Here is a 25198-nt window from a genome sequence, read left to right as displayed (position 1 = left end):
TCCTAAATTTTCTCGAAATCAATATAGTCTAGTCCAAAAAAAGCTTGTTCAGAATCAGGACTGTTTTTTTGAATTTCTACTTCTAAGTAGTTGTCCCCTTTCTCTAATTCAAATTCCCCAAGTTCTATTTTTTCAGTTTTAAAAGATTCGGAATAACCGTTAAAATCTTTGGACACTCTTTTGCCATTTACCCATATTCTGACCGTGCTGAATTCCGGTGCTTTTGTCAGGTTTGCCATCAGTTTAAAAGTACCATCTTCTTTTGATTTAAACCGAAGATGAAGTTTATCGCCCGGTTTTGCCTCATGCCACCAAAGATGTTTATTGCCTGTAAATCCGACATCATATAAATACTGGAAACGCATTTTTCCACCGGAAAAAAAATCAACAATCAAGTTTTGACCATCAATTTTATTATGTTCGATCCATGATGAAAATACATCTTCCCGTTTCAAATTAACTTCACGCTTTACATTAGCAGTATCATTCTTTACCAGTATATCCCCGGCCGGACGAAGATAGAAATAGGTGACTGGAGCATAATCAATCAGAGTACTTGTCCAATGCCAAAGCTCCATGTCCAACTTTAGTTCTTTATTAAAGGGAATAGCATCCAATACTCGGAACCGAGTATTTATAGTATAACCCGGCGTGATGTTTCCGCTTCCATCTGGCTGGGCGATAAATGGATGATTATTGAAGATCTCTGGACGAACCCACGCATATCCGTAATAATCTTCAGTTCCTGTTCCAAAATGAGAAGGGAAATCCTCCCCATCAACATAGATCTTCTCGTCTCCTTCGCCCCACCAGTCATAGGCGGTGTTGAACAAGGTCAGAACATCTCCTACAAACACACCTTGCCCCTTAAGATGAGTGAAGCTTACATCAAATGGATCTCCTATACCCTCCATGTTTTTTTGTTCTCCGGTGTATAGATTCGAATATTGTTTCCAGCTTGAGCCGAAATACATGCTTCGCTCATCCCAATTCCAGTCAGAATAACTTACAACTGCATTTTGAAGATGAACGGTTTGTTCTCCCATGTTATGAAAAGTGATCTCTGCATTCCTCTGAAACGGCATTACCCAATAGGCACTCATCATTCCATGAGAAGTAACGGTGGTATACCAGGTGTTCGATTCTCTGATCTGATACCCCGTTCCAAAAAAATCGCCTACCGGTACCCAAAAGGTTTCGTTGCCATCAAATCGTATTTCCATTACCGTTGACCGCAGTGCCTGTTTTACATTATCCGCTAAAAGTTGAAGCATGACCTTGCGAATTGCTGCCGGTCCTTCAACTTCTTTAGTAAAATTATCACCCGGCTTCAGGGTTCTGGATAATGGGAGATGAGCCAGCTCAAATTCTTCCAGTTCTTGCTCTTTATCTTTTTCGGCCAGTTTTTGCTGCACTTCATCCAGTAAAGGTTCTGCCCCTTCCAGCTGCTCTGTTGAAAAAGAATGTACATTAACTTCGGGAGGATAAGAACGATAGTTAATATTGTAGTACACGTCTTCAGAACCATGTTTGGCCCCATTCTCGGCAACATTTTCACTTTCGTAAGTGATCTTAAGATTTTCAGCGTAGGGAATAGGTAAATATAAATTATGCCCTCTGCGGCCATAATCAGTCAGGGGAGAAACGGAAGAGGAAAGTGGTGCTCCGGTGATAATTCCGCCACTCAATACTTCCATGGCATTGCCTTCTATTACCGGTTTTTCAGATCCGTCAATATAAAATCTAAGGATGCCTTCTCCCGCACCGGGGCCACCAAAGGTCATCCAATAGCGAACCATCACACCGGGGCCATCCGCATCATAAAGCACAAATTCCCGACGCCCTGAGTTGTTCTCTTCTCTTAGAAAGTTGGTGCGATCCCAGTTAGCAAACCATTCCTGAGTACCGGCCTCTTCAGAGGCACGGTCATAACTGCTGAATTGTTTATTTATGTATTCAGGATCAGGAAATCTGGCAATTTGATCTCTGTCCACCATTTCCTTCAGCAATGACTCCAATGATATTTGCTGAGCCTGAACCCCGGTTGGTAGCACAAACAGAATCGCTGTAAGTAAAGTAGCGAAAGACCTTATTGTCATTTTGCATATTCGCATAAAAACCTGATCACAGGGATTACTGATTATAAATTCTATTCCACACTAAACCTGTACACTGAAACAGTGTTATAGGTCTCACCCGGCTCCAATGTGATAGAGGGAAAGTTGGGCTGATTTGGTGCATCCGGAAAGTGCTGGGGTTCCAGACAGAATGCTTCTCTGAATTCAAGCGGTTTTCCGAATTTACCGGTGTCACTTCCGTCCATGAAATTTCCCCCATAAAACTGAATTCCAGGTTCGGTTGTTAAAATTTCCATAGTTCTCCCTGAGTTTGGCTCATGTACTTTTGCTGCTAATGTCAGATATTCTTCATTTTTGTTCAGAACAAAATTATGGTCGTAACCCATACCATATTCCAACTGAGTATTATCTGATTCAACACGTTCTCCGATCGCTGTCAGCTCACGAAAATCAAACGGAGTTCCTTCAACCGAAGCGATTTCTCCAAATGGAATTAAGGTTTCATCCACCGGCGTATACCGGTCTGCATTGATCATTAGCTGATGATCATTTATTGTTCCCCCTGCTTCTCCTTTCAAGTTGAAAAAGGTATGATTAGTAAGATTTACCACTGTTTTCTTATCCGTAGTTGCAGTGTACTCAATCCGAAGTTCATTTTCATCCGTAAGGGAATACATTACTTCAACATCAAGAGTGCCGGGAAATCCTTCTTCGCCATCTTCTGAGGTGTAGCTCAATTTCAGGTTTTTATTGTCAATCTGCTCGGCATCCCAAACTACGTTATGAAATCCTTGCGGACCTCCATGCAAGCTGTTTGGCCCGTTGTTCTGTTCCAGGGTATAAGTTTCACCGTCGAGAGAAAATTTCCCGTCGGCAATCCGATTTCCTACGCGACCAATTAGCGCTCCATAATAAGGTTCATTGGCTTCCAGATAGGCTTCCACATTATCAAAACCGATAGAAATGTCAGCATATTCTCCATCTTTTCCGGGAACCATCCAGCTTACAACACGGCCTCCCAAATTTGTAATAGCCAGTTTTATTCCATTATCACTTTCAACGATAAAAAGGTCGGTTTTTTTACCATCTATGATTGATTGAAAGTCAGCTTGATTCACGGGTATTTCTACATTTTTTGTTTCTGATTTTTCACTTCCACACCCGGATATCATCAGGGCTATGGCCATTAAGCATAGGTTTAAGTTGGACTGTTTTTTCATGGTTGGCTTTCCTTTAGTGATCAATTCGATCCTTTTGTCATGCTTTTTATGAACTCCACTTCTTCCTCATCATAGGGAGTACCATTATTTCGGAGTATGTCATGGAACCACACATCAGGCTCAGCTGTGTAAGTACTGTCCCAGGAATTCCATGGGTAAATAGTTTGTGATTTCCCTGCTACAAATCCCCAGTTATATGCTCCAACATTCTCTTCTTTCAAGATCGGGAGCTCAGCTTCAAAGGTGCTTCCTCTTGGGCGAGCCATATATTCTGTACAGAACATCGGGCGGTTGTATCGCTTTAAATTGTCAATGCGTTCCTGCATTACTTCCGGACCTTCATAGGCATGGAAAGTGATGACATCAGAGTTTTCTACCATGAACTGATCCATCTCTTTCATCTCTTCATGCTCAGACCAATCGCCATACCATAGTCCTGATGTAATTGGCTGACTTGGATTCGCTTCTCTTGCCCACTCAAATGACGCTTTAAGCAGTTCGAAGGCCCGCTCTTTTTTATCCTCGAGTTCAATATCACCGTAAGCACGGTCATTGGTGTTATCTGGTTCATTATAGATATCCCAAACATCCACGCGTTCATCATTGGCAAAATGCCCGATCACACCTTTTACATAATCTTCCAGATGATCCCATTGAGTTGAATCTGCCAATACATCAGCACTAGGACTTTGAACCCAACCTGAGTTATGAACATGCGGGGTTGGTTCTGGTTGTTCCCCCAATTCAGGATATGGATGCCAAACTCCATCAAACAATACAAACATGGTTCCGATATTGTGACTTTCGGCAATATCCAGATATTGCTCGATCCGTTCTATAAATCCTTCCGGATCTTCTTTCCAAACCAAATCATGCAAGTATACACGCATGGAATTAAACCCAAGGTCAGCCGCCCAACCCAGTTCCCGATCAATCACTTCAGGATCAAAGTCATCCTTCTGCCACATTTCAAGCTGATTAATAGCTGTACTTGCATTAAAATTTGAACCAACCAGCCAACCTTTTTCTTCATACCACTCATTAGCCTTTTCTTCCGACCATCGACCATTATTAGCATCAGGAGCTGTATTTGTACACGAGACCAATAACCCTATAAAAAGTCCTAAAATTATATTTCGTTTGTTCATAGCTGATTCTATTAGTAGTTAATTGAATTAAATTCTTTAAAGTTTATGACGGCACCATTTTCCCCTTTAGCAGTCAGGCCAAAACGGAAACCCATTCCCCATGGCACCAAATGGGAAGCGTCTATGTTTTCGGCTACCACTTCTTTTCCATCACTTTTTGTAATGGAAAAAGTAAGCATATAACCATCCTTAACGCTCATACTAAGCTCAACTGTTTCACTAGAGCCATCCAGTGAAGCTGTTTCCATGATGGTGGTTTCACGATTCCGAGTTTCCCAAACTTCAACCTCACCAGATTGGGCTGAAATTCCAATAGCTGCAACCGGGGCGCCAAACCCATTATTCGCAGCTCCAACAAGAGCCACTCCACCTTTTGCATTTTCATCAGAGTTAGAAACATCAATTACGGCAGAAATATCATAATCCGGCGACCTAGTTTGCTGTACCAAAAGTGTTCCAAGGTCTTCATTTTCACGAGACGCATGAATTATTAGCCCGTTACTACCGGTTTCAAACTCAATATCTTGCGTTACCCTCCATTGCCAAAGCAGATTTAGCTCATCTCCTGAAAAGTTATCAGAAAAGTCCCATGCCCCACGTGAACGATTATATTCGGCATCGTTCTCAAATACTGGCCATCCGTCTTCCGTCCACACAAATTTTTCCAATACTGCTTCACGGCCTACATACACGCTTCCATCCCTGCTGTATGCATGATACAGATAGTAATAGTCACCGTCTTTTTTGGCAACGGAGCCGTGACCTGTACATTTCCAGTCGTCATTGTTGGTAAGAGTAGGATTGCCTTCATATTTTTCCCAAGGTCCCAATAAATTTTCAGCGCGGGCTACACCAGTGCGGTAATCACAAGCAACATCACAGCAGGAGCCTGCAGAATACACTGCATAAAAGTAATCGTTTTCTCTGAACACACTAACTCCTTCAATTAAATGGGCTTCCCATTCCTCATCATTTCTGAATAATTCAATCTTTTCACTAAGCAGTTTTGTTCGTTCTTCATTTATTTGCTGTGCCCACATTGGGGTGGGCTCTCCTCGGCTATTCCCGTCTTCTTTCCAGAGCATATAAAGTGTTCCATCCAGATCACGAACTTCATATGCGTCTATTGACCCAAGCTCTTGAGCAACTAACGCTCCATGATCAGTGTAAGGGCCCTCAGGGCTGTCGGCACTTGCTACGGCTACACTTAATCGATCCGATTCTTTATCTCGAGCAGTGTAATATGCATATACTTTGCCTTGCTCTTCATCATAAGCAAGTTCAGGTGCCCAAAAATTATTTCTCGCCCAATCAGGTGCGCCTTCAGGAAATACATAGGAAACTAACTCCCAATTTTGCAGATCCGTAGATTTAAAGATCGGAAATAGGGGAGACCATTCGTTTGAAGTAGCTGATGCCCAATAGGTATCTCCGATCTGAATAACGGTTGGGTCAGGTCGATCTCCGGGTAAAATTGGGTTCTGAATCTCAGAGGAAGCTTCCTTTGTCTGATTCTCTGAGCAACCACTCCAAAGCATTGTACCGAAGATTATTGCCACAAATAAGAATACATATCGTTTGCTCATAAACTTTAAATCTATTGTTAATTTTTTGGCCTTATATAGCCATCAATAATGTAAAATTCACTTTGTCCAGTGTTGCTGTATGCATTTGTAGAAGTTACGGCGGTTATGGTCGTATCGTTCTTTATAAATACTGAACTCCACATGGCTGAACGGCCTTCCGGAACATCAAAAGGTTTAGATATTTCAGAAAAATTCTTTGCTTTCTCATCTCCCAAAGTTACGGCCATTGTCGAATTGGTCCAGTCTCCGGAGCGACCTTCATTGGTCTGAAATGATAACACTGTCTTCCCACTTGGCAGTTGACGCAAATAAGGAGCACCCCCATATTTATCCGCGCCAATCTCATGTTCTTCTGAAAGAGCCCCCCAACGGTTGCGTGAGTCACCCGTTATCACATCAGGCCATCTTTCTTCCAGGGAAGTCCATACAATAGCAGGCTTGAAGGTGTTCCCATAGAGTCCGTTGTCTTCAATGGCTACGGCAATTCCTTTTTCATCTTGGAGAATCAACGGAACCGGCATGCCATCTCTGAATCCTTCCCGGTAACTAATGGTTTTGGGATCACTCCAGGTTTCTCCGTTGTCCTCGGAATGAACCATGCTGATTTCCTGATCTTCGCTGTTTTCGTAGGGATGTTCATTGGCAAAGAACAAATTAATTTCTCCATCCGGAAACTGTATCATAGCCGGTTCCCAAACTCCACGATTCCATTCAAATCCGCCTTCATAGATATTCTTTTCTTCACTCCAGGTTTCCCCATTATCTTCACTTATCTTGATCTTGATCCCAAATCTTCGATCCGGGTCATCATTATCTTGAGGGGGGCGGGTGTTATAGGCCACAATAATATTACCGTTTTGGAGCTGGATCACTTCCGGCACTGCAGCATTTATTCCATTTTCTGAGCTTGCCACTTCTAACGGCTCCGACCACGTACTGCCTTCATTATCACTTTTTGTAACCATAGTAGCACCCTGACTTTCAAATACTCCCATCAATGTTTGATCTTGAAGGCGAGTAATTCTCGGGTAGAATGCAGGACCATTATACACTTTCGTAAGGGTGTTCCGATCCCAAGCTATTGGCGGTACTTCAATAGAGTCTCTATTTTCAGAGTTTCTGTTGTTTGAATTTGGACTGGCACATCCCTGAATTAAAAAACCCGCAATTAGTAATAGTGTCACATCTTTAATTCTCATACTCTACTCCGTTTCACATTCGCCGGATGGTCGTTGCAGTTCGTTTCCGGGTTGTACAGGTGTTCCAAAATCGGGAGAGCCATCTTCATTCCAGCTGAAAGACTGCAGATATACTACACGATCCCAGCCCGGTTCTTCATCTATTTTAGTATGAAATGCGATCCAGCTCTCTGAACCATCGGGAGATTTTGTGAAACTGGCATGGCCGGTTCCATATACTTGTCCGCTGCCACTAAATACGGATCCTGATTTCTCCCAGCTTGCCGGATCCATAGGGTCATCGCCAACCAGCTCAAGTTGTCCAAGGTTATACGCCGGCAACCATGATTCACTTGCAGAGTAAATAACAAAAGTTTGGCCTCCATTTTTCAAGATCTCCGGACCTTCATTGATTGCCAATTCAGTTCCGGTTTCCCATGGTTCTTCAGGTGAAGAAATTTTAACCCGGTTGCTGCTTATCGTCCATGGGTTTTCCATTTCAGCTATATATAAATGTTGGGGAGTACGGTCTGTCTCAGCATTTTCTTCCCAGCCCGACCAAATCGCATATAAATTACCGGCATGCTCAAGAACGGTAAGGTCGATAGCCCATTTTTCATTTTCCAGAGTTTCAATATTATCCCCGGTATAAAGCATACCCATGTCTTCATAATCACCAAGCGGGTCACCGGATGTTGCCCGCAATACTCCGGATCTTTGTGAAATAAAAGGCGGGCCTGATTCCCCTGCCGTATAGTAAATGAACCACTCACCCTGCACATAATGGAGTTCAGGAGCCCAAAGATGCTGCCTATTCCACCCTTGAGAAGGCTGACGCCATACTTCTGCTCGTTGTTGTGATTTAAGAACCTCGGTTAAGTGCTCCGATTTTGATACCTGAATACCTCCGCTGACAGATTTAACTGAGTAATACACTTTGTCCTTCCGGATGATCCAGGGATCCGCCCCCTCTGCCACGGGATTAGTGAAAACACATGAAGGTTCTTCTTCCCCCTTTGGAGGGTCTACAGATTGGGAGCTGCATCCCACAAATGAAAAAGAAAAAATAATAAGCAGTAAAAGGGATTTCATAATAATATGTTTTAAATACCTATGCCGGGACTTGCCATCTAAAAGTCCCGGCCCGGTATTTGCTACTCGAGAGTTAAGCTATATATGAACATACAGCAAGCTACTATGAGTGATTTTTTTTATTCTAAAGGAGTCGCTTTTGCCTCTGTGCGAGGTTGTTGCACCTCCAGTGTAAACCTGTTTTCTCCTTCAACTTCTTTGAACGTAACCGGATTGTAATACGCCTTCCTTGGGTGAACTTCTTCCGTTGAATTATGTGCATGATATACCATATGCAATTGATCGGCTTTATCTCTAAAAAATGCACTGTGCCCGGTTCCTACCAGACTATCCGGATTTTGGAGAATGGGGTTGTTTTCATCTTTGGTCCAGGGGCCAAGTGGATCGTTAGCATATGCAAGGCCAATACCATAATCCGGGCTGGCATAATGATTTGCTGAATAGATCATGTAAAACATGCCTTCATGTTTTATTACATGGGGGCCTTCGTTTACCGTGCCAACCGGCTCTTTTGTGCTCTTTTCCCAATTCTGAGATTGTGACAATCCTTTTTGCATCGTTACTTCTTTGATTCCTGAGAGGTCGTCTTCCATTTCGGCAACCCATATTTCCAATCCTTCTTCAAATTTAGCAAAATATAAGTACTTGCTGCCGTCATCATCTATAAACAAATGATGATCTATGGCATTGAATTCTTCCAGGTATCCCGGATCTTCTTGTATAAAAGGCCCTTCCGGAGTATCGCTTACTGCAACAGCCATGTGTTCCTGAACACTATAGAACATGTAAAACTTACCGTCTAACTCATACACTTCAGGCGCCCAAAAGAAATGATCGCCATACACATCGTCTTCATGTAAAGCGAATCCTTGCGTAGGACCTACCGGGCCAACCCAATTCTCAAGGTCTTCGGATTTATATACTTTGATTCCGGTATCACTGTCCGGTCCGGTACCATACATGTAATAAGTTCCGTCAGCTAATGTAATACTTGGATCTCCAAAAAAGATGTTGGTTTCCGGAGCCTCATCACCAAAATAATTTTCGGTATCATTTTGTGATGCACAGCCTACTAAGCCGGCTATAAGTACTGCTGTAATAATTAATTTCTGCATAGATCAGAGATATAAAATTTGCTTGCAAGCTGCCAAGAAAACAGCTTTGCAAGCAAATTAAATGAAAGTTAGTTATAGCTGTTAGTACTCGGGGTGTTGATCCAGATTTGGATTATTCTCTACTTCACTTTGAGGAATGGGAAGACGATGATGTTTGCCAACTACAAAGTTGTTAAAGCTTGGGTCGCGTTGAGCAAGTTCATCAACGGTTGTTTGACTGTCAAACATCCCCCATCTCTTCAAGTCCATAAAACGAACGCCTTCATGGTTCAATTCAAGTGAACGCTCAATTTTCAAACGCTCTCTGAATGCATCGCGAGAATTCATGGCTGCTGAATGCACACTGGTTTCAAGTGGAGCCAGATTAGTTGATGGACGTTGGCGAACTCTGTTCAAATATTGGACAGCTTGTGCGGGCCCTTGCAATTCGTTAATGATCTCGGCATAACTTAGCAGAACATCAGCATATCGAATCACCCGGAAGTTGTTAGGGGAGAAGTAGTCTTCGAAATCCCGGAAATAAGATGAAGAATATTTACGTATAAAGGCGTCATTACCCCATGCTCCTACATCCCATGGACGGCCATAAACCAAATTATTATTAGCGAAATCATTACCCATCTCTTGGTAATAAATACTCCATTTTAATCGAGTATCAAATCCGCCATCCAGATTATTCTCCGTTTTATATTCATCAATGATCCACTTGTTGCTTTGGCCATCAGACCATCCTATTCCTCTGGGCGCAAAAAATTGCGGGCGTTCATTTGATAAACTTGAATTACTACCATCGCCTTTGCCGCCACGGTTTTCGTCAGAAAATTGAACCTCAAATACTGACTCTATGTTGTTTTCCGTGGTGTGCCTGAAATTATCCTCATAATTATCTACAAGGCCATAATTAGCGGCTCCAGGGCCTTCTACCAACCACTCCATTGCATCCTGAGCTAAATCCCACTCTTGCTGCTGCATATAAACCTTTCCTAGCAATGCGTGAGCTGCCCCTTTGGTTGCACGCCCTACATTATCTGCAGACCAGGTTGGTGGAAGATTATTCATAGCAAACTCCAAATCAGTAACGATTTGCCCCCAAACTTCCTCTAAAGGTTTTTGTTCAGGTTTGTCATCCGGACTTGAAGGCTCCAATACTATCGGAACATCTTCATAAAGAATGGCCAAATTAAAATAATAGAGAGCCCGTAAGAACCTTGCTTCTCCTAAAATCTGATTTTTCCGGGTCGTATTATCGAATTCAATATCCGGTACGTTTGCCAATACCTGATTTGCTCTAAAGATACCTTTATAGTGATCTCTCCAGTGAATTGCGTTTCCTTCCCAGAAGTTATAATTCACATAATTGAAACGAGTCCAATCAGCTAATTCCGTCCATGGACTTCCGCTGAATCCTTCATCAGATGAAAGGTCATATCGAAAGAATATCCAACGTGAGTAAGTTCCCGGTTGAAGTAATTGATGGTAAACAGCATTAATTCCTAACTCAGCATCCTCCGGAGTCTCCCAAAATGCCGTATTCGTAGGTGCATTTGGATTTTCGTAATCTAGCAAACTGTCATCACATGCACTCAGCGATACGAATAAAGCAAGTACTATCGGTATAAATAATCTTCTTGTTTTCATAGTTCTTTTATTATGCATTTGAATTATAGTGACAGTTGTAATTTGAATGACACATTTCTTGTACTTGGATACATGAAATCGTCATGTGTTCTTCTAAAGATATTTGGAGCGCTGAACTCAGGATCCAGCCCGCTGTAGTTAGTAAATGTGAACAAGTTTCTGCCTGTTACAGATACTCTTAACTTTTTAACGGCAGCTCCAAATAGTTGCTCGGGAATGGTATAACCCAATGTAATCTGCTTAATTTTGAAGAAAGAACCATTTTCCAACCATCTGTCAGTGTCTCCTCTGGCATTTCTTTGATCTCCATAAATTATTCTGGGGAAATCTGTGTCTGGATTTTCCGGCGTCCAAGGCTGAATTCCGTCTCGATAATTTGAGTTATCATCAAACCTGTCCATTAAACTTTTCGGACCGTTGAAGATATCAAACCCAAAAGAACCGAACCCCTGTACCATAAAGTCTAAGTTCTTCCAGTTTCCATTGAAACTTAAGCCAAGGTCGAAATCCGGCCACGGGTTGCCTGCAAGTTGACGATCGCTTCCGGTAATCTGTCCGTCATCGTCAGCATCTAAATAGCGAATGTCTCCAGGCTCAGCATTTGGCTGAATGACATCACCATTACTGTTTACGTGATTATCAATTTCCTGCTGAGTTTGAAATAATCCGTCTGTTTTAATTAAGTAATACATGCCGATCGGCTCGCCTACTTGATTGATGGTTTGCCAGGTTAAAAACTCAACCTGTCCATCTCCAAGTTCCACAATTTCATTTTTGACCGTAGCTACATTCATCCCAACTGAATAATTGAAATCTCTATCATCCTGATAATTTCTCCAGGTAAAGTCTGCCTCAAAGCCTTTATTTTTCAAGCTTGCAGCATTCACAAAGGGATTACCGCCATCGTTTCCTGTAGTCATTAGAATTGGCAGTTCAGTCAACACTCCATCAGTCTCAGAAATAAAATAGTTCATTTCTGTTGAAAACCTTCCGTCCAGGAAAGTTGCTGCAAATCCAACGTTTGTTTGTGTAAGTACTTCCCATTCTAAATCTTCGTTTACAAGCTGAACTTGAGTGGCACCGTTTCTGACTTCCTGATCAGTCCCATAAACATATTGTGGATTAATATTTAAAACGCCCTGATAATCGTAGAAACCAATATTAGAACTACCTAATTGGCCCCAGCTGGCATTTATTTTCAAATCATTAACCCAGCTCACATCAAAGAAGTCCTCATTGCTAATTCTCCATGCACCCGATACAGAAGGAAAGTTGCCCCATCTGTTATCTTCATTAAACCTGGAAGTACCATCCCAACGAATAGTGAATTCAGCTATATATTTGTCATCATGATTCAGGTTAACACGACCAAAATAAGATAGAATGGCACCCTCAGTAATGTAACCTCCTACTCTGTCATTTTGTGTAGCAGCATCCAATACAGAATAATATCGGTCTCCAACTTGAGCCAGGTTAGTCCCTTCTGCAAATTCTCTGTTGTTATTAAAAGTTTGATAGGATTGACCCAGTAATATCTGCCCCCTTGTTTCTTTATAACTCTGAGTATAATCAATCGTATTTTCAAACAAGTGCGACACATTGCTGCCTCTTTGTACGGCAACCCTGGAAGGATCATAAGGCTGATTCAATGTCCAATTGCCCTCTCTTCTAAGAAAATCAAAATTATGTACATTGTAATTTATACCGTAATTAAATCTGTACTGCAGGTTTTCCATAAAGTCCAGATTTGCATATAGATTACCTCTGACACGTTGATTTTCTGTCGTTCCGTCTTCAAGAGCTTCTCTTGCAACCGGGTTGACACCAAATGTCCTCGCACGCGCTTCATCACCATAGCCAAAACCCCCAGGATTAGATTCGTCATAAACCGGAATAGTGGGTAACATCCGGGTCACATCAGCAATTGGGTTTGTATTAAGTTCCTCTACACTGAAGTTTGTAAAAGCCAGATTTTGACCTATTTCAAGTATCCCTTTGTTTCTGGATGAATTTAACCGCAGGCCTAGTCTTTCTGATTCGCTGCCAATAGTTGTCCCATCATTTGTTTGGTAGTTTAATGAAAGTAGATACCGGCTGTCATCAGTCCCACCTGAAAAGGTAAGATTTTGTTCTTGTCTTAATCCGTTTTGAAAGGTCACATCCTGCCAATCTGTATTCGCATCAAAATGATTTTGCCGTGGGATACCAGCTTCATCATAGGCTCTGTTATTAAAATCAACCCACTGATCTCTTCCCATAAGGTCAAACTGCGGAATCCATTCCCGGCCAACAGTGGCATTATAATCAATTACAAGAGGACCTCTTTGGCCGCTTTTCGTTGTAATTAACACAACGCCATTTGCAGCCCTGGATCCATAAATTGCTGCAGCTGAAGCATCTTTCAGAATCTGTACTGATTCAATATCATTCACATTAAAGTCTCGGTTTGCACGAGAAGGCACACCGTCAATAACAAACAAAGGCTCATTATTGGTAAAGTTGCCAAGCCCCCTTATCTCCATGGATGGCTCTGAACCTGGGGCACCGGTACTTCTAATATTCACTCCGGGAACCACGCCTTGAATAGCATCCCCAAAATTTGTCACCGTCACATCACCAATATCTTCAGTAGTTACTGTAGAAATAGCCCCGGTAATATCAGCTCGACGCTGTTGACCATAACCCACAACAACTAATTCTGTACCTTCAATGTATTGAGATTTTAACTCTACATTGATTTCAGTATTTCCATCAACTGGAATTTCCTGGGTTATATATCCAACATAACTAAACACGAGAACATCGCCTTCAGCCACATTAAGGTTATAATTCCCATCCACATCTGTTGTAGTACCCCGATTTGTTCCCTGCACTAAGATGCTAACTCCCGGAAGTGGGATTCCGTCATCTGCATCAACAACAACACCGGATACATTAAAATTATTCTGCGCAGTTGCCGTTTCCATTGCTCCAATCAGCAAAAACGACAGCACGAACATTGCCATTGCCGTAGCTCTATTTAACATGTGATTTCTCCTAAAACGTAGTTTTATTTTTTATTCCTTTTAACACGCTGCCATTATTTGAAACCGCTTCCACAAGCTTCAAAAAAAACATGTGTGTTATCGTTAACATCACTTCTGATAAAAAACGAATAAGAGTTATCATAGTCAAAATAATTTTTCAAAAGTTTAAAATGTTTTTAATAGTGAGCCAATCAAATTATTGATTTTATATATTTTATAAACTTAAGAAAAGAACCCGATAACAACCTGATACTTTATAAATGAGCTTTATAATATTAAGCTATTTACAGTAAAATATTAGATTCACCTTAAACTTATTCTTTATTATTATGTTATCGATAACAATTTCGAAAAAATAAATTTAGAGTTTTCTATCCATAATTGTTTCCGCAAGTACGCTATCTGTACCTGATTTTGTATTACTTTTATATATAACAACGAGAACAGCTTGAAAAAATAAGGCTCTTCACAGACATAACGTAAAATACCTGTTCTTTAGCAGACGCATCTTATTTGTTCAACAACCTTCGATGCAGTTCCCTTAGGAAATCATACTCAAATTTTACGATTTCCCGATCATAGGTCATAATACCATTTACTTCTGATTCTACATCGGTTGTTTGTGTATATACAGCACCGGCCAAACCTTTATCTCGAAGCTCAATCAGCTTAATGAGCAAATCTTCATAAGTTTGAAACAGTTCTTCTTTAGATTGAGATGTTTCATAGTGGCTGGGGGCTTTTGAGAAATCCTGAACCCACAAATTTCCCTCTACTACAAGTGCCTCTCCTCCAAATTCACCGAGAATTGCGGCTCGATCTTCTTCCGGTTCCGGCATATCAGGACCCGGATAGCTGTGAATATCATGCATATCACTTACCCCTCGATCTTGCCATCCACTTACTACATTAACCAACCGACTAGGGTCTAACTTTTGAGTAAGCTCTGCGATCTTCTTTGTCTGAAATTGCCCCCAACCTTCATTAAATGGAACCCATGTAACAATTGAAGGGTGATTATAAAACTGTTCAATCAATTCCTTGTATTCTTTTTTGAAATTGTAATCTGATTGAGCCACACGGTCAATATCATCTTCGCCCGGTACTATATGCCGGTCTCCATTTGGCATATCTTGCCATACTAAAACGCCTATTTTATCAGCCCAATAATACCATCTTGCCGGTTCCACTTTGACATGCTTCCGAATCATGTTGAACCCAAGATCTTTAGTAACCTGGATGTCGTATTTAAGAGCTTCATCTGTTGGAGCTGTGTAAATTCCATCCGGCCAAAAACCCTGATCAAGCAGTCCATAATGAAACAATGGCTCATCATTTAAAAACAAACGCACAAACCCATCCTCTGCTTTATCAATTCGAACTTCTCTCATGCCAAAGTAGCTTTCAACTTTATCAATCTTTTTTCCATTTTTATGAAGTGATATTTTCAGATCATATAAAAAAGGACTGTCCGGCGACCAAAGCTTCATGCCTTCCACTGGTAGCCTTAGATTTTCTCCAAGAGCCCCCTTCACCTCTCCAACTTTTCTTCCATTATCGAAGGCGGCAGCTTTAACGATAAAATCGCTTTCTTTTTTATTTCCTATTACAGTAAGGCTTAAATACTCCTCATCTATATCAGGGGTCGTCTTCACATCCTCAATCGCAACATTTGGAAGCGGTTCAAGCCATACCGTTTGCCAAATACCTGTGGTGGGAGTGTACCATATACTTTCCGGGGAGCGAACCTGCTTGCCCCTCGGCTGGAACCCCTCATCTGTAGGGTCCCAAACCGCTACGGTAATTGTTTGCTCTCCTTCACCTTTCAGAACCTCAGAAATGTCTAACGAAAACCCGGTATAACCACCATCATGGCTTCCGACTTTTTTACCATTCACCCAAACTTCTGCCCGCCAGTCTACCGCGCCGAAATGTAACGCAACTCGCTTATCAGCCCAAGCTTCCGAAACTGTAAATGACCTTTGATACCAAAGTTTATTATCCGGGCCTACCCGTCTCTTTACACCCGATAGTGCTGATTCAATGCCAAATGGGACCAATATTTCTCCCTCCCAGCTTTCCGGCTTATCATCCAATGCCGGCGCCACAGCATACTTCCATAACCCGTTAAGGTTTTTCCATTCCGGCCTTGCCATTTGAGGGCGAGGATACTCTGCCAGTGGCTGCTCCGGATTAATATCTTCTGCCCATCTTGTCATAAGCGGATTTTCAGCAGGCTCCCAACTTATATTTTGTGACTGTATAGACAGAGGAACCATTAACAAGAAGAATAACAGGGTAGTTGCAACAAGCGATTTTATTTTAAGCATTGGCTCTCGGTTTTATATATGAAACACGCTATAACTTGAAAGCGACAATTATCAAGATTGTATTTTTCAATACAGTTCGTGTTATCGTTAACATCTTAAAATACAACCTCTCGAATAAGAGTCAAGTGTAACCCCTAAAAACAGGTTAGTGAAATAGCCACTTCATAGTCTAACTCTGCGAGATATAAAACCGCTTTACTAATTAAGTATTTTCATGGCTTCCACATGATGAGCGAATTTTCAAATTCGTGTGCAGCTCTATATTTTCTATAGGTTCGTCATCGCTCTCAATTGATTTAATCAGTTTTTCTGCTGCTTTTTTTCCAAGCATGAAGGCCGGTTGCTGGACAGTTGTAAGGGGGCAAGACATTAATTCTGCTCTTACATCATCACTAAATCCAACTATAGCTATATCATCAGGAATGGAAAGCCCCTGTTCCTCGATGGCTTTCATTGCTCCAAAAGCGGCCGGATCATTTAAAGCAACAACGGCTCTGGGCCACTCACTTTTTGGTAAGGCAAAAATAGAGTTCATAGCTTTATATCCTCCTTCTTCACGAAAACCACTTTCTACTATCCACTCATCTTTGACGGGAAGGTGATTTTCCTCCAAAGCCCTCTTATATCCCCTTAAACGCTCCCGACCCACTGACAGGTTTTTTGGCCCGCTTAAATGAGCTATTGAGGTGTAACCATGGTTTATCAGATGTTCTGTAATCTGATATGAACTTGTTTCATCATTAACACTCACGCAACTCGCCCCAATATTTTCCACACACCGATCAAAAAATACTAAGTTTAGTCCGGATTTGATCAACCGTTTATAGTAGCCCAAGTCTTCTGAGTTCTCCGCACAGGATATTAGAATACCATCAACCCTCTTGGATCGAAGGGCCTCTATCACATTTTTTTCTCTTTCGGCATTTTCAGCTGAGTTTGTTAAAAAAAGCTGATAATCGTTTTCGTACACCACCGCTTCGATTCCACTTACTACTTCTGAAAAGAATACATGGTGAATTTCAGGGATGACAACCCCGATGGTATGAGTTTTTTTTGACACCAGACTTTTAGCCACATGATTGGGAGTATATCCCATGCTCTTCGCCTTCTCAAGTACCCGCTTCCTGGTCTTTTCATCAACATTGGCTTTATTATTTATAACCCTCGATACGGTCATTGCAGAAACACCGAGGGCTTCAGCAATCTGCTTCAATGTTACATTAGAACTCAAATCAACTCTTTTTTATAATATTATTAACCTTTCTTAAGCAGAAATTTTGTCTCGCCAAACTAATTACTTAAATAATAAATGCAAAAGCATCATTAATTTTTAACCATTGAAGATTGGCTTCATTACTGCCTTTTATATTTATCAAAAACATTAATCACCGGTAAGGCATTTCCTTCATCATCAAAATAACCCCTTGAGCGAAGTCCTCCGGTAACAGCCGGCTCCCACCAGAAAATTCCTTTTATTCGTGTGCTGTTGATATTGATCAGGGTTTCATGAACCGATTCCAGAAAGTCTTTCTGTCCTTCCGGGGTTTCGGGCCAGGGGGCTAATTTACCCTCCTCAGTATATTCAGAAGGTCGCCAGTTATAGGCTGTTTCTACCAAAATGATATCCTGATCGTAATGCTGCATCAGGGAAAGTAAATTTTCCCGGAGTTCCAGTAAATTTCCATGCCACCACGGATAGTAGGAGAGTCCAATAAAATCAAAAGGAATACCATAGGACTCGATCTTATCATAAAACTGACGGTTCCCTTTTGCATCGGCTCCGTTATCATAATGCACCATGATAAGAGGACGCATTTCCTGTCCGCGCCCTGCATCCACTCCGTCGATCCCGGCTTTCAGCAATCCGGCAAAAGCATCCCAGTTATCGGGGAGTTTTCCGGTGGGCCACATCATGCCATTTCGGATCTCATTCCCGATCTGCACCATCTCCGGCATCACCCCTGCCTTCCGAAAAGCTTCGATGGTTTTTTTTGTGTATTCATAGACGGAATCACGCAGGGTTTCATAATCCAATCCCTCCCATGCTGCAGGCAGTGGCTGTTTCTGAGGATCGGCCCAACTGTCGGCATAATGATAGTCGAGGAGGAATTTCATCCCTCGTTCCCGGGCTTCCTGTGCCAGCTCGATCGTATATTCCAGGTCATTGGGAAGCCGGTCGGGGGTATGGAAGAGGCGAAGACGAATCCAGTCATATCCATGATCCCGAAATATATCGAGACCGGGTTTTACGACTCCCTCATCTTTGAATTCCGTTCCGTTATCTTCGGCCATTTTTAAAAATGACATATCGGCTCCAACGGCATAATTCAAATGAAAAGCTTCAGAATTTGATTCCTGGGCAAATGCATTTGAAAAACCAATACTCACGGCTAACACAAAAATAGTTGTTTTGAACTTCATGACTTCCTCAGTTTATGGTTAATTGGATGGAACCGGCTTCAAGTCCTTCTGAAAAGGCTTTAATGGTTACCGTCCCGGGCACTTCCCCGGCTCTGAAAAGAATGGTTGCGATTCCTGCTTCGGCATTTATCGGGTTATGGCCAATCAGCTCGCCTTCGCCTTCCAGTCTAAATTCTACCGGGTTTTCCGCATCCCAAACAGTGGTGCCATCTTCATCGGTAATATTAGCATAAATAAATACCGCATCATTCACGCCACTTTGAATTTCTTTGCCGCTCAGATCCACGCTCATCTCTATTTTTGCGGGATCTTGTGGAGTGATGCGTTCGTCAGTGGCTACCACTTCACCATCGATGTAGGCTTCTGCTTTTAACGTTCCCGGTGTGAATTCATCCAGTTCAAATGTAAAAGGAGGGTGATTCAATTCAGTGGAAACACGGTTAATATCCGGCTGCTTACGGGCAATTTCTTCTCCATTCAAAAGCAGCGCCACTTCTTCGGCATTGCTGTAAACCCTGACCTCGGTAAAGTCGGGGTCAGACCAATAATTGGCGATGTATGCCATCGGGCCATAGAACTCGGAGTTACTTTCTTCCAGCTCCGGCCCGGCCTGACTTTGATAGAAATAGTTCGCGAATTTCGGGATGCGAAAAATATCCCAAATTCCGGACGATTCAATATCCGGAGCATACCCACGATTGTAGTCAAACATCACCCAGTTGGCATCCCCAAAGGAATTGCCTTTCAGGTTTGAATTATGTGCTTCCTGAAAATTAAGAGCCTGCTGTGCCAGTCTGCGTTGACCGTCACCCCGCAATTGACGGGAAGTCCGTTCTTGTTCCTGAAGATCTTCAAAAGCATCCTGATTGAAGCCGGCATTTTGCGCATAATATTCCCAGTCGCCATACTCTGCAATGAACAGGGGCTTGTCCTTGGAATATCCACTCCAATACTCGGGCGGAGTGGAATGCTGCCGCGCCGGGATAAAAATATCGTAGGCATAATCAGCCCAGCCACTGGTGTAATTATCTTCAATCGGAAGTTCTTCCTTTACAGCCTGATGTGCCTGGTCCATGAACTCCTCCGGCATTTCGGATTCATTCAGCGATGCTTCCCAGAATATAATACCGGGGTGATTGCGGTCGCGCCGGACCATCTTACGCACATCCTTCAGGGCGCGTTCTGCAAATAGCCCGTCTTCATAATACTGCCAGCCGGGGATGGCATCCATGAACAACAATCCCAGTTCATCGGCCGCTTCCAGGAATGCGGGATCGGGCGGATAGTGAGCAATGCGGATGAAATTAAATCCGGCTTCCTTAATCTTGTAGGCATCCCGGTATTGAGCCTCATTTGAAAGGGCATATCCAATGTATGGATAATCCTGATGACGGTTCGTTCCCCGCAAATACAGACGCTCACCATTCAGCACAAACTGATTTTCATCGTCAAAACCGAACGTTCGAATTCCAATTCGCTGCTGTTCACTATCTATCAATTCTTCTCTTTCAAATAACTGAACCGTGAGGGTGTAAAGATAAGGAGAAGCAGGCGACCAAAGATTCGGGTTCCGTACCATCATTTTTTCGGTTTGAAGGCGGTTTGATCCAGACTCAAGTTTAACCTCTGCTTCTGCTGAGGTCACTGCATTTCCATCCGCATCCTGAAGAATATATTTCAATCGGGCATTGGCAGATTCGGTCCGGCCGTTTTCAATATCGGTTTGAACCGAAACCGTAGCTTCGCTGTCTGATACATTTTCGTAAGACACCAAGATTCCGCCGCCTGCCACACGATCCGCTTCAATGGGATCGGAAATTCGCAGCAGATCTTTGGCTGCCAGGTACACATCCCGATAAATCCCTCCGTAATAATTAAAGTCTAGCACTTCGATGGCTTTGCCCGGAGGGATCTGACTGTTGTCTTCATTATTCAATTTCACCAGCAGCACATTTTCTTCATCAAACTTCAGGTGGTCCGTGATATTTACCACGAATGGAAGATATCCCCCGGCGTTGTATCCAACCTTTTCCCCATTCAAATAGATGTCTGCTTCATGCATCGCTCCCTCAAATTTCAGGGTGATGTGCTTGCCTTTCATTTCAGGATCTACCTCAAAAAACTTTCGGTAAAACATATCGCCCTGCCACTGCTGATCTTCAATCACCAGCGGTTCGATATTGGCCGTGTGGGGAAGCCGGGTCTGCTCCCATTCCAACTCACTTTCAGACTGTTCAAAAAGCTCATCAGTGATGGTGGTGTCCATGTCTTTCACAAATTCCCATTCGGTATTAAAATCGAAGTGGGTTTGTACGGTTTCTATTTCCCGGGACTGATTACATCCGTAAATGAATCCCACCAAGAAAAACAGATATATAAAAACTCGGGATATCGACTGACTCATACTATTGATAAATTTTAGTAAATCGGATTGAGATTCAAACAGACTTTAACCTCTCCTGAAGTTTATTGTTACCGCTAACAAATATAATTATAATTCGAACACTTCGGGGGGTAAATGATCATCAAAAGCTAATAATTCAGTTTATACCTGCGGACTTCTTCGGTATACTTTTTTCTGTTCAGTGCTTTGGTATACACATACCCGTCTTTGATAAGCATAATCTCACTTTCTCTTGGCAGATCAAAAACAGCAACCGGTTCTCCGGAAGGTTCAAGAACGAACCATCGGTATTGGCTTAGATCCGAGATTATTGTGGCCACCCAAAGTCGATCCTGATCGTCTGTTTTCAAAGCGGCTAATGCCGGCCATTTTGCAGGGAGGCTTGCCCGGCGAATGGCCCGCCGCCGATGGGTGTCCGTGTACAGATCAATAGCGTCAGACCGGTTTAAATTATATTTTTCGAACGGGTAATAGCGGGACTCCACATTTTGTCCGGCACGGTCGGTAACCTTGATTAAAAAATGATCTGAAAATGCGGTGTAGATCAGGCCGCCGGAATCGGTTACAGTCAATGTTTCCGGCTCATAAGGCAGCATGATGATCAACGGCGGGGTGACGGCCTCATCTACATAAAGCCTTTTGTTTTTGAAAGCGAGCAGCTGATTTGAAATAACTTCTCCCTCAGGATTTACTTTGTAGTACACCAGTTTTCTGTCTTGAGGAGTATTAACTGTTTGAAAAGCCACGAGATAATTTCCGTCATTCAATACCTCGAAGGCAAAAGGTTTGGCCTCACTCAGTGAATCCACTCCCAAGGAGCGGGCGGTAAATTCCAGCTCTGTTATTTCTTCAAGCTCTAATTCGGGGAGGCTGTACCTGTAAGCTCTGAATAAACTTTGGTCGTACGCGTATAAATTCTGTCCCTCCACTTCCAGGTACGCCGGATTCTGAAAATCCCCGGGGTCTCTCCCTAAACTCCCCAGACTACCGATATTATTTCCTGAACCGTCAAAAACCCCGATCTTTTTTCTGTGCTCATCAACCACATAAACTGTTTCTTCCCCGTCCACAGCTATGGCACCGATGTTGTTTACCGTCTCATGAGATCCTACTGAAAAATCCCGGTCTCTGATCAATTCAGCGGGAGCCGCTTCATCCGGGTTAAATTTTTGGGCTTCGGAAATTTGTTTTGAAAGCCCTTCTTCTTGCTGACACCCTGCTGTTAATAATAACAGGATGATACAAGGGGCGACTCTAAATAATGATCTCATCCTGATAAACTAAAAAATTGCCGCTCCATTTGTTTACTATTTATAGTAATGATGTGCAAAAAACAGGTATTGATAGTTGCTTGTCTGTTTCTGATAATGTCCTCAGAACATTAATTTAATAAAAGATATGTCCTTTAAATTTGAACAACTTCAAAATATATCTGAAGAAGAACTGATTAAAAAACATGATGATAATTCAGGAACACTGAATGGTCAATCAAATAAGGAAACACCTGAAATGGTAAGAAATGAATTATTTAGAAGAGAGCTGAGAAAATTAGTTGAAGAGGTAAATGATGGGAATAAAACTATGACTCGTTTAACTGGGGTTATCACTTTCCTTACATTTTTGATATTTGCCTTAACAATTGTTTTGGTGATAATCGAATTTCAGTAAGTTTATAATTTCCTGTTTCTGAAATTCTTTTTGTTATACTCGTCAAATACTTTCTGTCGTTTTTTGTATGACTTGATTTTTGATTCTACTTCAAAATATCTCGCTTTTAACATTTCTTTTTCTTCATCCGAGTTTTCAGTTATACCTAATTCTTCATGTTCTTTTATTTCTTTTAGTCTTTCTTTTATTTGGGATAACTCTTTATTCAATTTATGGGTCTTTGATTTATAATTAGGTAATACACTTTTTTTAGTCTTTTGCACTCTTTTTGATGATAGACCTATAAGGATTCCAATTATTGGGGAAAGCAAAAGTGATAACCAAAATACATTCATCTGACCTATCTCTCGATCATCAAAAAAGGTAGAAATTACATATGATAATCCTCCCCAAAACCCTACTATTAATAAGACAATAAGTATTTCCATTTTTAATCAACTAAATGTTTAAAAATACATATGATAATACAAAATATTGTTTAGACCCTTACAAAATCAAAAGCCCTTCATCTATTTCCATTTTATATTGTTTCTTCTAAAAATCAAATTCAGTTCTAACTTAGAATCTAAGATTTGAGGTTTAATAATTATCCTTCATTTGACTATTCTATTTAAAAGTAATTCTTTTCACAGACACATAAGTTTCATTAAACAATAAAATTATCTTAGGGGTACATATGGAAGATTTATTATTTGAAATTGAAGCTCAAAATTATAGTAAAGCCTATCAATCAATTTCGGAACTAAGTAATGAAGACCTAACAGACGAACAATGGTTTTTAAGGGGAATTGCATCAATTGGTTTATCTGATCCTGACAATGATAAAACTAAAGAAGCATCCATGTGTTTAAGCAAAGTCACACAGGTAGATAACACATTGATTTCTCATTTAAATGATGCAGTAGATTCTTTGACGAAAAAATATTCACAAAGATTTCTTGATGTCTATAATGGGAATATGCAAAAAGATAAGCCTGATAATGTAGACTATGGACTGCAAATGCTCGGTGGGGACATACAAAAGGCAGGCTATATATTGAAAAAAGCTGATGTGTTAGAAAATGTGAGTGAATGCTATATCATTATTTCTGACTTAATCGGGGACGATAAAAAAGCATTGAAAAATTCAATTAATACATTCAAGAGTTTCTTAAACACAGGGTTTAGTAAAGCACTCAACCAATCCGATAGAACATGGAGGACAGCCCTTAAAAAGCTTGAGAACAAATATAAAGAGTTAGAACCTGAGTATGTTACAGGTCAGGGAACAGGTGAAGGAGCATGTTTTATAGCATCTGTTGTATATGGCTCTTACAACTCTTCTGAAGTTAAGGTTCTTAGAGATTTTAGAGATAACAATCTATCAAATAGTAGAGCAGGTAGTAAGTTTATCAAACTGTATTATACATACGGTCAATATCCCGCTAATTACCTATCAAACAAATCAAAGATAAAACGTGGTTTGAAGATTTTGATATTTGATCCTCTTGTGAAAATCTTATCTAAACTTTAAACGGGAAATATCTTGATTGACAGGGAACTCAATAAAATGTTGGAGAATTTGAACATAGACTCTTCATTTACAGATAGTACTTACTTAAAAATTGAACTACTCAAATCAATGAAGTTAATTCCTATTGAGCTGTTAGAAATTTGCGGGTTACTCAATAGCATTAGGAACAAATTTGCTCATCATTTAGAGGCAGATTCATTTGAAAAAGAACCTATTAAAAGCCATATGAATAACTTAAGGAAGCACTACAAATGCTTCTACCCAAACAGTAAGGACACCTATGGTGATTATGATTACTTCAGGGGTATAACTATAGCTACACAAACGATGATTATTGAGTACAATGCTTCAATTTATCTTTACGGAAAGAAAATAAGAGAACAATCAATCCTTGATTCACTTAAATGAAAACAGGGTTATATATCTAACCAAATTTTAAGGAGTATGCTTCTCTAATTCTGGCTACCTATATTAATACCTCGAAAGGTAGCCACTCAAGGACTCAGTTGTCCTATAGTTGTTCTTATTGAAATATTGACTCAGATTAGCAGATATAAAAAAACCTTTGTCTTGATGTAAGTACATGCAAAACAAAGGTTTTATTTCGGTGGGCAATGAGGGACTCGAACCCCCGACCCCCTCGGTGTAAACGAGGTGCTCTGAACCAACTGAGCTAATTGCCCGACTTGCTTGAAGGGCGACAAATATAAGAACATTTCAAACGCAGACAAAGAAAAATAACACTACATCTTGATTTATTAGTTAACACTGTTAACTTATG

The 25198-nt window shown here is 41.3% G+C and carries 18 protein-coding genes and 1 tRNA gene; 3 read left to right on the top strand and 16 right to left on the bottom strand.

What is annotated here, in order from left to right:
* Positions 1 to 2 precede the first annotated feature (2 nt).
* From HUJ22_RS12420 to HUJ22_RS12355, 14 genes are all read right to left on the bottom strand, one after another.
* Positions 3 to 2114 (bottom strand): glycoside hydrolase family 172 protein, encoded by a 2112-nt coding sequence (locus HUJ22_RS12420; protein WP_290877996.1) that lies wholly within the window; start codon positions 2112 to 2114, stop codon positions 3 to 5.
* Between the two features lie 35 nt (positions 2115 to 2149).
* Positions 2150 to 3298: an aldose epimerase family protein gene (locus HUJ22_RS12415; protein WP_290877994.1), complete on the bottom strand. Its 1149-nt coding sequence runs from the start codon at positions 3296 to 3298 to the stop codon at positions 2150 to 2152.
* 20 nt (positions 3299 to 3318) lie between these two features.
* Positions 3319 to 4446 carry a hypothetical protein gene (locus HUJ22_RS12410; protein WP_290877992.1) on the bottom strand — a complete coding sequence of 376 codons (1128 nt, stop codon included), beginning with the start codon at positions 4444 to 4446 and terminating at the stop codon, positions 3319 to 3321.
* Positions 4447 to 4457: 11 nt separating this feature from the next.
* Positions 4458 to 6032, bottom strand: coding sequence for a family 43 glycosylhydrolase (locus HUJ22_RS12405; RefSeq protein WP_290877991.1), 1575 nt, complete (start codon positions 6030 to 6032; stop codon positions 4458 to 4460).
* 17 nt (positions 6033 to 6049) lie between these two features.
* Complete coding sequence (locus HUJ22_RS12400) at positions 6050 to 7231, bottom strand: sialidase family protein (protein ID WP_290877990.1); 1182 nt, start codon at positions 7229 to 7231, stop codon at positions 6050 to 6052.
* Positions 7232 to 7234: 3 nt separating this feature from the next.
* Positions 7235 to 8302, bottom strand: a complete 1068-nt coding sequence (locus tag HUJ22_RS12395) for a glycoside hydrolase family 43 protein (protein ID WP_290877989.1) — start codon at positions 8300 to 8302, stop codon at positions 7235 to 7237.
* A gap of 119 nt (positions 8303 to 8421) precedes the next feature.
* Entirely contained in the window at positions 8422 to 9417 is a 996-nt protein-coding gene (locus tag HUJ22_RS12390) for a glycoside hydrolase family 43 protein (RefSeq protein WP_290877987.1), read from the bottom strand.
* An 81-nt stretch (positions 9418 to 9498) separates the two neighbouring features.
* On the bottom strand, positions 9499 to 11055 hold the full coding sequence (locus HUJ22_RS12385) for a RagB/SusD family nutrient uptake outer membrane protein (protein ID WP_290877985.1): 1557 nt from the start codon (positions 11053 to 11055) through the stop codon (positions 9499 to 9501).
* A gap of 23 nt (positions 11056 to 11078) precedes the next feature.
* Entirely contained in the window at positions 11079 to 14081 is a 3003-nt protein-coding gene (locus HUJ22_RS12380) for a TonB-dependent receptor (protein WP_290877984.1), read from the bottom strand.
* Positions 14082 to 14590: 509 nt separating this feature from the next.
* Positions 14591 to 16411 carry a sugar-binding domain-containing protein gene (locus tag HUJ22_RS12375; RefSeq protein WP_290877983.1) on the bottom strand — a complete coding sequence of 607 codons (1821 nt, stop codon included), beginning with the start codon at positions 16409 to 16411 and terminating at the stop codon, positions 14591 to 14593.
* A 202-nt stretch (positions 16412 to 16613) separates the two neighbouring features.
* A complete protein-coding gene (locus HUJ22_RS12370) occupies positions 16614 to 17642 on the bottom strand; it encodes a LacI family DNA-binding transcriptional regulator (protein ID WP_290877981.1) in 1029 nt (342 codons plus the stop codon).
* Between the two features lie 122 nt (positions 17643 to 17764).
* Positions 17765 to 18832 carry a glycosyl hydrolase 53 family protein gene (locus tag HUJ22_RS12365; protein ID WP_290877979.1) on the bottom strand — a complete coding sequence of 356 codons (1068 nt, stop codon included), beginning with the start codon at positions 18830 to 18832 and terminating at the stop codon, positions 17765 to 17767.
* A gap of 7 nt (positions 18833 to 18839) precedes the next feature.
* Positions 18840 to 21236, bottom strand: coding sequence for a glycoside hydrolase family 2 TIM barrel-domain containing protein (locus HUJ22_RS12360; RefSeq protein ID WP_290877977.1), 2397 nt, complete (start codon positions 21234 to 21236; stop codon positions 18840 to 18842).
* 128 nt (positions 21237 to 21364) lie between these two features.
* Positions 21365 to 22507 (bottom strand): hypothetical protein, encoded by a 1143-nt coding sequence (locus HUJ22_RS12355; protein WP_290877975.1) that lies wholly within the window; start codon positions 22505 to 22507, stop codon positions 21365 to 21367.
* Positions 22508 to 22634: 127 nt separating this feature from the next.
* Here HUJ22_RS12355 and HUJ22_RS12350 point away from each other — a divergent pair, with 127 nt between their 5' ends.
* Positions 22635 to 22904, top strand: a complete 270-nt coding sequence (locus tag HUJ22_RS12350) for a hypothetical protein (RefSeq protein WP_290877973.1) — start codon at positions 22635 to 22637, stop codon at positions 22902 to 22904.
* Positions 22905 to 22906: 2 nt separating this feature from the next.
* Here HUJ22_RS12350 and HUJ22_RS12345 read toward each other — a convergent pair whose 3' ends face one another.
* Positions 22907 to 23332 carry a hypothetical protein gene (locus HUJ22_RS12345; RefSeq protein WP_290877972.1) on the bottom strand — a complete coding sequence of 142 codons (426 nt, stop codon included), beginning with the start codon at positions 23330 to 23332 and terminating at the stop codon, positions 22907 to 22909.
* Positions 23333 to 23580: 248 nt separating this feature from the next.
* Between HUJ22_RS12345 and HUJ22_RS12340 the strand changes: the two genes are divergently transcribed.
* Entirely contained in the window at positions 23581 to 24417 is an 837-nt protein-coding gene (locus HUJ22_RS12340; protein ID WP_290877970.1) for a CFI-box-CTERM domain-containing protein, read from the top strand.
* Between the two features lie 12 nt (positions 24418 to 24429).
* A complete protein-coding gene (locus tag HUJ22_RS12335; protein ID WP_290877967.1) occupies positions 24430 to 24825 on the top strand; it encodes a hypothetical protein in 396 nt (131 codons plus the stop codon).
* A gap of 200 nt (positions 24826 to 25025) precedes the next feature.
* Here the strand turns inward: HUJ22_RS12335 and HUJ22_RS12330 are convergent.
* Positions 25026 to 25100 (bottom strand) — tRNA-Val (locus HUJ22_RS12330).
* Positions 25101 to 25198 lie beyond the last annotated feature (98 nt).

This window comes from Gracilimonas sp. (assembly GCF_014762685.1).
Taxonomy (GTDB): Bacteria; Bacteroidota; Rhodothermia; order Balneolales; family Balneolaceae; genus Gracilimonas.
Note: the sequence above shows the minus strand (reverse complement) of the source record. Positions and strands in the feature narration are given on the sequence as shown.